General features: G+C 72.4%; 8 protein-coding genes. 4 read left to right on the top strand and 4 right to left on the bottom strand.

Annotated elements, in window-relative coordinates:
- Positions 1 to 99 precede the first annotated feature (99 nt).
- The 4 genes from serS to C466_RS03345 form a co-directional block, all read right to left on the bottom strand.
- Entirely contained in the window at positions 100 to 1,470 is a 1,371-nt protein-coding gene (gene serS, locus C466_RS03360) for a serine--tRNA ligase (protein WP_004596674.1), read from the bottom strand.
- A gap of 206 nt (positions 1,471 to 1,676) precedes the next feature.
- The gene (locus tag C466_RS03355; RefSeq protein WP_004596676.1) at positions 1,677 to 3,758 is read right to left on the bottom strand and encodes a DUF11 domain-containing protein; all 2,082 of its coding nucleotides are present in this window, start codon (positions 3,756 to 3,758) and stop codon (positions 1,677 to 1,679) included.
- A 384-nt stretch (positions 3,759 to 4,142) separates the two neighbouring features.
- Complete coding sequence (locus C466_RS03350; protein ID WP_004596678.1) at positions 4,143 to 4,382, bottom strand: hypothetical protein; 240 nt, start codon at positions 4,380 to 4,382, stop codon at positions 4,143 to 4,145.
- A gap of 98 nt (positions 4,383 to 4,480) precedes the next feature.
- The gene (locus C466_RS03345) at positions 4,481 to 5,029 is read right to left on the bottom strand and encodes a hypothetical protein (protein WP_004596680.1); all 549 of its coding nucleotides are present in this window, start codon (positions 5,027 to 5,029) and stop codon (positions 4,481 to 4,483) included.
- A 133-nt stretch (positions 5,030 to 5,162) separates the two neighbouring features.
- On the opposite strand from C466_RS03345, the gene C466_RS03340 reads away from it, so the two are divergent.
- The 4 genes from C466_RS03340 (at position 5,163) to C466_RS03325 (ending at position 11,298) form a co-directional block, all read left to right on the top strand.
- Complete coding sequence (locus C466_RS03340; protein ID WP_004596682.1) at positions 5,163 to 6,494, top strand: dihydroorotase; 1,332 nt, start codon at positions 5,163 to 5,165, stop codon at positions 6,492 to 6,494.
- Positions 6,495 to 6,750: 256 nt separating this feature from the next.
- Positions 6,751 to 7,797 (top strand): AAA family ATPase, encoded by a 1,047-nt coding sequence (locus C466_RS03335; RefSeq protein ID WP_004596684.1) that lies wholly within the window; start codon positions 6,751 to 6,753, stop codon positions 7,795 to 7,797.
- A gap of 31 nt (positions 7,798 to 7,828) precedes the next feature.
- Positions 7,829 to 9,013 carry a DUF58 domain-containing protein gene (locus C466_RS03330; protein ID WP_004596686.1) on the top strand — a complete coding sequence of 395 codons (1,185 nt, stop codon included), beginning with the start codon at positions 7,829 to 7,831 and terminating at the stop codon, positions 9,011 to 9,013.
- Positions 9,010 to 11,298 (top strand): transglutaminase TgpA family protein, encoded by a 2,289-nt coding sequence (locus C466_RS03325; protein WP_004596688.1) that lies wholly within the window; start codon positions 9,010 to 9,012, stop codon positions 11,296 to 11,298. Before C466_RS03330 ends, C466_RS03325 begins: the two co-directional genes overlap by 4 nt.
- Positions 11,299 to 11,317 lie beyond the last annotated feature (19 nt).

Genomic DNA, 11,317 nt, shown 5'->3' with positions numbered 1-11,317 from the left:
TGTGTATAAGAGACAGGTGTGGTACCGATGCGTTTCGAACGTTCAATACCGGAGGCGCAGACCGCCTTCGAATCCGTCCTATTCGGACGCGAACTGGTACTACTCCCCGCCGAGCTTCGATTCGCCCACCGCGTCGTGGCCCTCGATGACCTCCGTCCCGCCCATGTACGGCCGCAGCGCCTCGGGGACGGTGACGGTGCCGTCGTCGTTCTGGTAGTACTCCAGGATGGCGACGACGATCCGCGGGACCGCGAGCCCCGAGCCGTTCAGGGTGTGGAGGAACTCGGCCGACTCGTGGTGCTCCTCGCGGTAGCGGATCCCCGCGCGGCGCGCCTGGAAGTCCTCGAAGTTCGAGACCGAGGAGACCTCCAGCCAGCGGCCGCCCCGCTCCGGTCCCTCGTCCATGTCGTCGGCGGGCGCCCACACCTCGACGTCGTACTTCTTCGCCTGCGTGAACCCGAGGTCGCCGGTACACATCTCCAGGATGCGGTAGGGCAACTCGAGGCGGCGCAGCACTTCCTCGGCCTCGTCGACGAGCCCCTCGAAGCGCTCGTCGCTCTCCTCGGGCCGGACGAAGTTCACCATCTCCACCTTGTTGAACTGGTGGACGCGAACGATGCCGCGCGTCTCGGTGCCGTGCTCGCCCGCCTCCTGCCGGAAGTTCGGCGTGTACGCCTGGTACTTGAGGGGAAGGTCCTCGCCGAGCAGGATCTCGTCGCGGTGGAGGTTCGTGACGGGCACCTCCGCGGTCGGGAGCAGCCAGAGGTCGTCGTCGTCGTACTCGTCCTCGTTGGTGCCCTCCACGCGGTAGGCGTCCTCGGTGAACTTCGGGAGCTGGCCGGTGCCGCGCATCGACGCGGAGTTAACCGGGATCGGCGGGAACACGTCCTCGTACCCCTGCTCGCGGTGCACGTCGAGCATGAACTGGATCAGTGCGTGTTCGAGGCGGGCGCCGTCGCCCTTCGCGACGTAGAACCCGCCGCCGGCGACCTTCGCGCCGCGCTCGAAGTCGAGGATCTCGAGCTCCTCGCCGAGGTCGTAGTGGGGCTCGACCTCGTCCGGAAGGTTCCGGAGGTCGTCGAACCCCTCGCGGCGGCGCTCGACGTTCTCCGACTCGTCGGCGCCCACGGGGACCGACTCCTGCGGGATCTGCGGGAGTTCGAGCAGCGACTCCTCCAGTTCGGCCTCCAGCTCCTCGGCGCGCTCCTCGATCGCCTGAAGCTCGGCTTTGAGGTCCTGTGACCGCTCGATCGCCTCTTGGGCTTCTTCCTCCTCGCCGGCCGCCTTCAGCTCGCCGATCTTCGAGGAGACCTCGTTGCGCTCGTGTCGCAGGTCGTCGCCCCGCTGTTTCAGCTCCCGCCACTCCTCGTCGACGTCGAGTATCCGGTCGAGGTCCACGTCGACGCCCTTGTTGTCGAGCGCCTCACGGACGACCTCGGGGTTCTCCCGGACGAACTGTCGAGACAGCATTTACCCGGAGTTCCGCGGGGCGACCCAAAACCGTATCGGAGCGTCGGCACCGATTCGCACGGAGCGGTGCGGTGGTCGGAACGTGAGGTGGTCGGAGCGTGCGTGCGGCCGGGTGAGACACACGCGAAAAACGGACGCCGAGCCGGGGCGTCGGGAGCGGTCCGACGTGACCGCCCGACTGGGGTGTCGGCCGATCCGGTGTCGGCCTAGTTAGTGATCACGTGAGCGACGCAGTCCTCGTCCACGAAGGCGCCGTCGGCGGACAGCTGGGCGCAGTTCTGGACGCCGTCGGAGCCGCCGGGGAACTGGTCGACCGGCGCGACCGCGACGGTCAACACGAGCGTCGGGAGACACTGACCCGCGCTGAGTCCGCCGCTGTTCGGGTGCGTGGCGGTGACCGTTCCGCCGCTCGCCGAGGCGTTCCAGCCGCTGCCGGACGCCGAGACGAACGATATCCCGCCCGGCAGCGTGTCTGTGACGGTGATCTGGCCGTCACAGGTCTGCTCTTGGAGCATACACACGTCGATCTCGTAGCTCGACTGCTGGCCGTACTGGAACTGGCCGCCGGTCGTCTTCTCGATGTTGAGCCCGTCACAGGAGGCCTGCGGGGGCTGGACCGGAACGCTGACGCAGCTTCGGTTGTTCCTGGCGTTGCCGTCGTCGCTCTCGATGCTCGCGCAGTTGCGAATCGCATCGCCGGTCTCGTCTATCGAGCCGATCTCGACTTCGAGGGCGAGCGTCGGGAGGCAGTCGCCCGGGGCCAATCCGCCGCTGTTCTGGTGTTCCGCGCTGACGACGCCGCCCGACTCGCTGACCGACCAGCCGCTCCCGCTTCCGCTGAGGAACGTCACGCCGCTCGGCAGCGCGTCGATAACCGGGATCGGTCCACGGCAGAGCCCGTCGCCGTCGTTACAGACGGTGATCTGGAACTCGGTCGTGTCGCCGGGCGCGACGCTGTCCGCCTCGTGGACCTTCTCGATGGACAGGTCGCAGTCGCCCCCGGTGCCCGTCGTGTCGATCGGGACGCTGACGCAGCTCTGGTTGTTGTCCGAGTTCGCGTCGTCGAACTTGATGCTCGCGCAGTTGCGGACTGCGTCGCCGGTCTCGTCTATCGAGCCGATCTCGACTTCGAGGGTGAGCGTCGGGAGGCAGTCGCCCGGGGCTAAGCCCCCGCTATTCGGGTGTTCCGCGGTGACGACGCCGCCGGTCTCGCTGACCGACCAGCCGCTCCCGCTCCCGCCGAGGAACGTCACGCCGCTTGGCAGCGAGTCGACGACCGGCACCGAGCCGCGACAGCTCTCTCCGCCGACGTTGCAGACGGTGATCTGGAACTCGGTCGTGCCGCCGGGCGCGACCGCCTCACCGTCGTGTTCCTTCCGTATCGAGAGGTCGCAGGCGCCGCCGACGGTGTCCGTGTCGACGGGGACGCTGATACAGTCGCGGTTGTTGGTCGAGTCCGCGTCGTCGCTCTCGACGCTCGCGCAGTTGCGGATCGCGTCGCCGGTCTCGTCTATCGAGCCGATCTCGACCTCGAGCGTGAGCGTCGGGAGGCAGTCCCCTGGAGCTAAGCCGCCGCTGTTCGGGTGTTCCGCGCCGACGACGCCGCCCGATTCACTGACCGACCAGCCGCTCCCGCTTCCGGCGAGGAACGTCACGCCGTTGGGCAGCGAGTCGACGACCGGGACCGGCCCTCGGCAGAGCCCGTCTCCCTCGTTACAGACGGTGATCTCGAACTCGCTCGCGCTACCGGGCACGGCGAGGTCACCGCGGTGCGCCTTCGATATCGACAGGTCACACTCGCCGGTGCTCGTGACCGGGACGGTGACGCAGTCGGTCTTGTAACTCAGGTTCGGATCGCCCTGTTCGACCGTGACGCAGTTGCGGACCGCGTCACCGACTTCGTCCGGAGATCCCACGTCGACCGCGAGGGTCAGCGTCGGCAGACAGTCCCCGGGGCTCAGGCCGTTCGCGTTGGGGTGCTCGCAGGTCACGACGCCGCCGCTCTCGGTACAGTTCCAGTCGGTCCCGGTGTCCCCGGCGTACGTCACGCCGCTCGGGAGGTCGTCCGTGACGGTCACGGTGTCCTCGCAGGTGCCGTCGCCGTCGTTACAGACGGTGATCTCGAACTCGGTGGCGGTCCCGTACGAGACGGTATCGCCGACGTGTGCCTTGGTGACGGAGAGGTCACACTGGCGAGGCGGCCAAGTACAGCCGGCCAGCGAGATCGCGCCGCCCACGCCGACCGTCTGAAGGACACGACGCCGGTTGATCGGTCGCTCGTCCGTCATCGGAGCCACCGCTTCTCCGAGGGGATCCGGGCGGTGCCGAGAGAGCGGCCCGTCTCACGGCCGCGACCCCCAGAACTCGATCGGACGCGAGTCCGAGCCGACCGCGTTCGCAGGGATTGAGCCCGGAGAGATCCGCGTTGATCGAGGCGTCTACGAGTAGAGAGTCCGCTTCCGTTGAGCTGGTCTGTGGTTGTCATAGTCTGGCATGAAATCACACCCTACCGGGCAGTAAGTGTAGGATACAATTTATGAGTATTCTTATGTTTAGGAAAGCACTCCATATATATCTATCGTCGGGACCGAATACCGAGCGTCCCCCTTCCGCCACGACGGGTCGGACGTATTTGAGGGGAGTAACCGGCCACGGAGGCCGCCGCCTCTCGGTCAGGGGATCACGGTGAAGACGCCGTACAGCATGAACAGCGCGAGCGCGGCGACGACGACGCCCATCACGCGCATCATGAGGATCCGCGTGTCGCTCGGTTCGATTCGCTGCGTCGAGCCGTCGGGCGATCGGGTCTGCCAGCTCGTCATCTTTCGCGGGAACGCCGCCATCGTCAGCGCCCCGGCGGCGACGAGGAGGGGGACGGCAGCGAAGAACAGCCGAAACGGTGCGGGGAGCATGCGCCCGCACCTGTTCGCGCGAGCCAACAAAACTTACGGAGTCGAGCGATCCGCGGGCACCGGCGGCGGTCCCCCGGTGTGGCGCGGGAGCGCCGGCGTCAGTACCCGCCCGGTAGCGCCATCCCGACCGCGAGCGCGACGAGCGGGACCGCGGCGACGACCGCGTACCACAGTCCCGCGCCGCCGAGGAGGAGCCACGTCGAGGGGCCGTACCCGGTCGGGTCCCAGTCGAGCCCGAACCGCGGGAGGCCGGCCGCGGCGACCGCCGGTGCGACGAAGGCGACGAGCACGGTGCCGACCAGCGCCGTGGCGAGGAACCCCCCGCTCCAGGCGGGGCCCGCCTCGCCCGCCCGCGTGACCGTGAGCGCGACGCCGACGAGATACGGGACCGAGAGTGCGATCGAGACGCCGAGGTAGGATGGGAGGAGGCGCCCCGTCGGCGGCAGGGCGCGCAACAGCGCCCGGAGGCGCTCGCCGGCGAGGAACGGCGCGCATAACCCCGCAGCGACGAGGCCGGGGAAGAGGAACAGCGCGACCGTCCACAGCCACCCGACGACCGCGTCCGCGACGGCGGGAACTGCGAGGGAAGCGGCCGAACCCGAGATCGGTGGAACGGCACCTGAGAGGGCGGAGAGAGGAGGGACCATGCGAGAGAGAGCCGCCGCGGGCGACAAACCTCTTGCGGTGCCTTGTGGTGAGTCGCGGCGACCGCAGCCGACTCCTCCGCGCCGACCCGGAACCACCAGCGTTTATCCCGCTCGCCGCGACCGGCCGACAACGATGCTCATCACGGGCGCGACGCTGGCCGACGGCCGGGTTCGAGACGTGCGGATCGGCGACGACGGACGGATCGCCGCGGTCGCCGAGGGGCTCGGCGCCGACGCCGGCGAGCGCGTCCTCGAAGCGCGGGGCAGACACCTCCTCCCGGGCGCGGTCGACGTCCACGTCCACTTCCGCGAGCCGGGCGGGGGCCACAAGGAGACGTGGACGTCGGGGTCCGAGAGCGCGGCCGCGGGCGGCGTCACGACCGTCGTCGACCAGCCGAACACCTCGCCGCCCACCGTCGACGGCGCGGCGTTCGACGAGAAGGCCGCGCTCGCGGCCGACTCGCTCGTCGACTACGGCATCAACGGCGGCGTCACGGAGGAGTGGGACCCCGAGAGCCTCTTCGAGCGCCCCCTCTTCGCGCTCGGCGAGGTGTTCCTCGCGGACTCGACGGGCGACATGGGGATCGACGCCGACCTGTTCGCCGACGCGCTCGACGCGGCCGCGGCCCGCGACGTCCCGGTCACCGTCCACGCCGAGGACGCGACGCTGTTCGACGAGTCGGCGCTCGACGGCGACCTCGGCGGCGTCGGCACGGCCGCGACCGCGGACGCGTGGTCCGCCTACCGGACCGCCGACGCGGAGGTCGCCGCCGTCGAGCGCGCGCTCGCGGCGGCCGCCGACCGCGACGCGCGGGTCCACGTCGCGCACACCTCGACGCCGGAAGCGGTCGACGCCGTCGCCGAGGCCCGCGAGAGCGGGTCGACCGCGACCTGCGAGGTGACGCCGCACCACCTCTACCTCTCGCGGGAGCGGGCGCGCTCGCTCGGGACGTTCGGGCGGATGAACCCGCCGCTCCGCTCGGAGGAGCGCCGCGAGGCGCTGTTCGCCCGGCTCGCCGAGGGCGCCGTCGACATCGTCGCGACCGACCACGCGCCGCACACGGTCGGAGAGAAGCGGCGGGGGCTCGTCGACGCGCCGAGCGGCGTCCCCGGGGTCGAGACGCTGTACCCGCTCCTCCTCGAATCGGCCCGGAACGGGGAGCTGTCGCTCGAACGCGTCCGCGACGTCGTCGCCGCGAACCCCGCCGAGATCTTCGGTCTCGACCGGAAGGGACGGGTCGCGGAGGGACGCGACGCCGACCTCGTCCTCGTCGACACCGCCGACCCGCGCGAGATCGAGGCCGCCGCGCTCCACAGCGCCTGCGCGTGGACCCCCTTCGAGGGGCTGCGCGGGGTCTTCCCCGAAGTGACCCTCGTCCGCGGCGAGGTCGTCTACGAGCGCGACCCGGCGACCGGGGCCGCGTCGTTCGGCGAGCCGGTCGGCCGGAACGTCAGGGAACGGTAGTCGCGCGCCGCGGGGAGTTCGCGGGGTCGCCGCCGACTGGGTGAAACGCCGAGACGCCGAAGCGCCGGGGACCCGAAACGCCGAGACGACGAAGCGCCGGGGACCCGAAACGCCGAAATCGGCCGCGACGAGCGGACCGCCGCCGGCGGAACGCATATGACGTTGCTCGCCTTACCCGGGGTATATCGATGATCACGGGGAGCATTCGCACGGTCGTCTCCGGACGGGAACCCGACCCCGACGAGGACGACCGACCATGACGGACCCCGGAGAGTCGGGACCGCTCGGGGCCGGTCCCGCGGAGTCGGCGGACGCCGAGACGGAATCGACCGAGGGCAAGGGGACGGGCACGGCGGCCGGCACCGCCGCGGCGGTCGAGCCCGAGACGCCCGCGGACGTCGCGGCGCTCGCGGACCGGATCGTCGAGGAGGTCGAGGACGTGATCGTCGGCAAGCGCGACGCCGTCGAACACGTCCTCGTCACCGTGTTGGCGCGCGGCCACCTCCTCGTCGAGGACGTTCCCGGGGTCGGGAAGACGACGCTCGCGAAGTCGGTGGCGCGCTCGATCGACGGCTCGTTCAAGCGCGTCCAGTTCACGCCCGACCTGCTGCCCTCCGACGTCACCGGCGTCAACGTGTTCAACCGCCGGACCGACGAGTTCGACTTCCAGCCCGGCCCGGTGTTCGCGAACGTCGTCCTCGGCGACGAGATCAACCGCGCCCCGCCGAAGACCCAGTCGGCGCTGCTCGAAGCGATGGAGGAGAACCAGGTGACCACCGACGGGACGACCCGCGCCCTGCCGGACCCGTTCTGCGTGATCGCGACCCAGAACGACGTGGAGCCGGGACAGACGTACGAGCTCCCCGTCGCGGAGGTCGACCGCTTCACGAAGAAGATCCGCCTCGGCTACCCGGACACCGAGGAGGAGGCGGCGATCCTCGGGCGGCTGACCGGCGACCACCCGGTCGACGCGGTCGAGCCCGTGGCCACGATCGCGGACGTCCGACGGGCCCGCCGGATCGTCGGCGAGGTCGAGGCCTCGGAGGCGGTCCGGGAGTACGTGGCCCGGCTGGCGGTGTTCACCCGCCGGAACGCGAGGCTCGGGGCGAGCCCGCGCGGGAGCCTCGCGCTGATCCGCGCGTCGCAGGCCCGCGCCGCGCTCGACGGCCGCGGATACGTGATCCCCGACGACGTCCAGGCCGAGGCGCCGACCGTGCTCTCGCATCGCATCCGGACCGAGTCGGGCGGGACCGACGGCGCGGACGTCGTCGACGACGCCCTCGACCGGATCCGCGTGGAGTGACGCCGATGACCCCGACGCTCCCCTCGTCCCGATGACCCCCGAACTCACCCGCCGGGGACGCGTCGCCGGCGTCGTCGGTCTCGTCGCGGCCGCCAGCGCGCTCGCCGCCGGCGGGCGCGCGCTCGACGCGATCGTGATCCCGGTCGCCATCGCGCTCGCGGCCGGCTACGTCCAGGTGTCGCGCGTCGACGTCCCCGCGGTCCGCCACGTGACGCCCCCCGACGGGTTCGTCGGGGAGACGCGCGAGGTCCGCCTGGAGTTCGGCCCCGAGGCGGCCCGGGACGGCGACGCGAGTGGCCCCTCGTTCCTCGCCGACGTACGCGTCCAAGTCGACGCGGGTCTCGAGGGGCCGACGGCGCCGATCCGGGCGGCCGTCGGCACCGAACCGGTGTCGTACGCCGTCGCGTACCGCGAGCGCGGCGAGCGGACGCTCGGTCCCGTCGACCTGACCGTCACCGACGTGTTCGGGCTCTTCGAGCGCGAGTTGGTCGTCGACGAGACGGACGCGGTGACCGTGTACCCGCCCCGGGACCCGGTCCCGACGCGGTTCCGCCGCGAGCTGTACGCGGCCGACGCGGTCGACGTGAGCCGCCGGCGCGAGGAGTTCGACCGCCTCCGGGAGTACACCCGCGGCGACGCGGTCCGCGACGTCCACTGGGCGACGACCGCGAAGCGCGACGAGATCGTCGTCAAGGAGTTCGCGGCCGAGACCGCCCGGAACCGGGTGACGATCGCGGGCGGCACGGAGGTGCGCGGCGGGGAGGCGGGAGGGCGCGGCGACCGCGACGGCCGGGAGCGCTCGGGGTTCGGCGCCGCCGCCCGCGGCGGCGACTCGGCGGCCGACCACTCCGCGAGCGCGGCCGCGGCCGACGAGCTCGCCCGGGCGACGGCGAGCCTCGCGCTGGCGCTGCTCGACGACGGCGTCCCGGTCGACGTCCGGCTGCCCGGCGGGCGCGTCTCGGCGGCGCCGGGCGGCCGCGGCCGCCGCGAGGTGCTGGAGCTCGCGGCGCGGACCGGCCCGGGCGCGGTGGCCGACGACGAGGCCGACGTGACGATCGTCGCCGACGCGGACGGCGCTCGGTTCCGCGCGGGCGACCGCTCCGTCTCGTTCGCCGACCTGCGCCGCGAGGCGGAGGGCGAGCGCACGACGGGCGACGACGCCGAGAGGAGGCGGGCCGACGATGCGGCGGACGGACGGGAGGTGGCGTCGCCGTGAGTCGGCGCCCGACCGTCCGGGAGCGCCTCTCCGGGGGCGGTTCCGACGAGGCCGACCGACGGTTGGCCGACCCGGCGGTCGTCGGCGTCGCGGTCGTCGCCGCGGCGTACCTCGCCGTGTTCTTCGAGGTGACGAACGTCGTCGGCGGGACCGGGCGGACCGCGGCGGTCGTCGCGCTCGCGGGGCTCGGCGGGATCGCGCTGGCACGGGCCGTCGGCGAGCGGACCGCGCTGTGGCTGGCCGGGGCGCTGTTCGTCGCGGGGCTCGCGGGCTACTTCCTCGCCATCCCCGCGAGCCAGCGCGCGCTGTTCACGGTCCGGAGCGTCGCCCTGGACCTCCTCGCGCTGTCGACCGGGCTCTCCGTGCTGCGGCTTGCGCTCGCGGACGTCTGGGTGCTCGCGGTGGCGCCGGTGCCGACGTTCCTCGTCGGCTACTTCGCGGGGCGCGGGCGCCACGTCGCGGCCGCGGCGGTCGCGGGCGGGACCCTCGGCTTCCTCGTGCTCACCGGCGACGCCGGGACGGGCGCCGCGGTCGCCGGCGTCGTCGGCCTCGCGCTCGCGGTGGGGCTCTCCACGCTGTCGACCCCGAGCCGGCGCCGCGGCCACGCCGGCACGTTCGCGCTGGTGGTGGCGGCGATGGTCGTCGCGAGCGCGACGGTTACCGTGATCCCGGCGGGCGCGGCGGCGCCGCTGGGGCTCGACCGCGGCTCGGCGACGCTGGAGTCGAGCCTGAGCGGCGACGACGAGCTGGAGGTGGTCGGGTCGACGCGGCTCTCGCCCGAGGTCCGATACACGATCGAGAGCCCGGTCGAGCGGAACTGGCACACGGGCGCGTACGACACCTACACCGGCGACGGCTGGGTCCGGACCGGCGAGCGGACCGCGGTCAACGAGTCGCTGCCGGCCCCGCCGGGAGCGAACGACAGCGTCGAGACGACGATCACCGCGGAGACCGAGTCGAGCGCGCTCCCGGCGCCGTGGAAGCCGGTCTCGGCCTCTGGCGGGGGCGCGGTCGAGGCCGACGAGCGCGGCAGTCTCCGGCTCGCGAGCTCGCTCGAACCGGGCGATCAGGTGACCGTCGAGAGCCGCGTCCTCGACGCCGACCCCGCGACGCTCCGCAACGCCAGCACCGACTACCCGGCGGCGATCGAGGAGCGGTACACGCAGCTGCCCGAGAGCACGCCCGACCGGGTCGGCGAGCGGACCGAGGAGATCGTGGCCGCGGCGGACGCGGAGTCGCCGTACGAGCGGGCGGCCGCGATCGAGGCGTACCTGCGCTCGGAGTACGACTACTCGCTGACCGTCGAGGAGCCCGAGGGCGACGTGGCGGACGCGTTCCTCTTCGAGATGGACGCCGGCTACTGCGTGTACTTCGCGACGACGATGGCGGCGATGCTCCGGTCGCAGGGCATCCCCACGCGGTTCGAGACCGGCTACACGCCCGGCGAGCGGGTGGGCGACGACGAGTACGTCGTCCGCGGACAGAACGCCCACGCGTGGGTGTCGATCTACGTGCCCGACCACGGCTGGGTGGCGTTCGACCCGACCCCCTCGGACCCGCGCGACGAGGCCCGAGAGACGCGACTCGCGGAGGCCCGCGCCGACGGCGCCGAAGACGTCGACACCGAGGCGTCCGCGCCGGACGCGGCGACGGAGACCGAGCCGGACGAGACCGACGCGGAGGCGACCGACGATCCGCGGACGCCGACTCCCGGTGCGGGCAACGTGACGAGCGGAAACGAGACCGCCGCGGGAGAGGCGGGGACGCTCGGCCCCGGTGGCATCGCGCAGCTCGACGGCACGCAGACGGGAACCGCGCCGTCGACGGCCACCGGCCCGGCAGCGGGGACCGGGGCGAGCGGGAGCGACGGCCCGTTCGACTCGCTCCCCGACCCGGAGACCGCGCTCTACTGGCTGATCGTCGCAGGGCTCGGCGTCGCCGGCGTTCGGCGGACCGGCCTCGCGGGCCGTGCGGGCAGACGGATAGGTCCGCTGCTCCCGCGGCGGCCCGGCGACCCCACCGCGGACGCCGAGCGGGCGTTCGCCGACCTCGAACGCCTCCTCGCCGAGCCCTACCGCGAGCGGCGACCGGGGGAGACCCCGCGGCGTTACGTCGACGCGGTCCGGACGCTCGGGGCGGACGAACGCGTCGAGATCGTCGCGGACGCCTACGAGCGCGCCGCGTACGCCGGATCGGTGACCCGCGACGAGGCCGACGCGGCCCGCCGGGCCGTGCGCCGCCTCGCTCTCGAACGACTGCCGCTCATCGGGCGGTTCGTCCGCTGATCGGGGGGCTTCCCGACAC

The sequence above is a fragment of the Halorubrum distributum JCM 10118 genome, assembly GCF_000337335.1.
In the GTDB taxonomy this organism is placed as follows: Archaea; Halobacteriota; Halobacteria; order Halobacteriales; family Haloferacaceae; genus Halorubrum; species Halorubrum distributum.
Note: the sequence above shows the minus strand (reverse complement) of the source record. Positions and strands in the feature narration are given on the sequence as shown.

Bases quoted from the DNA above. Each gene is read 5' to 3' on its own strand.
- C466_RS03330 (WP_004596686.1), top strand. From the start codon at position 7,829: ATGACCCCCGAACTCACCCGCCGGGGACGCGTCGCCGGCGTCGTCGGT.
- C466_RS03345 (WP_004596680.1), bottom strand. From the start codon at position 5,029: ATGGTCCCTCCTCTCTCCGCCCTCTCAGGTGCCGTTCCACCGATCTCG.
- C466_RS03350 (WP_004596678.1), bottom strand. From the start codon at position 4,382: ATGCTCCCCGCACCGTTTCGGCTGTTCTTCGCTGCCGTCCCCCTCCTC.
- serS (WP_004596674.1), bottom strand. From the start codon at position 1,470: ATGCTGTCTCGACAGTTCGTCCGGGAGAACCCCGAGGTCGTCCGTGAG.
- C466_RS03340 (WP_004596682.1), top strand. From the start codon at position 5,163: ATGCTCATCACGGGCGCGACGCTGGCCGACGGCCGGGTTCGAGACGTG.
- C466_RS03355 (WP_004596676.1), bottom strand. From the start codon at position 3,758: ATGACGGACGAGCGACCGATCAACCGGCGTCGTGTCCTTCAGACGGTC.
- C466_RS03335 (WP_004596684.1), top strand. From the start codon at position 6,751: ATGACGGACCCCGGAGAGTCGGGACCGCTCGGGGCCGGTCCCGCGGAG.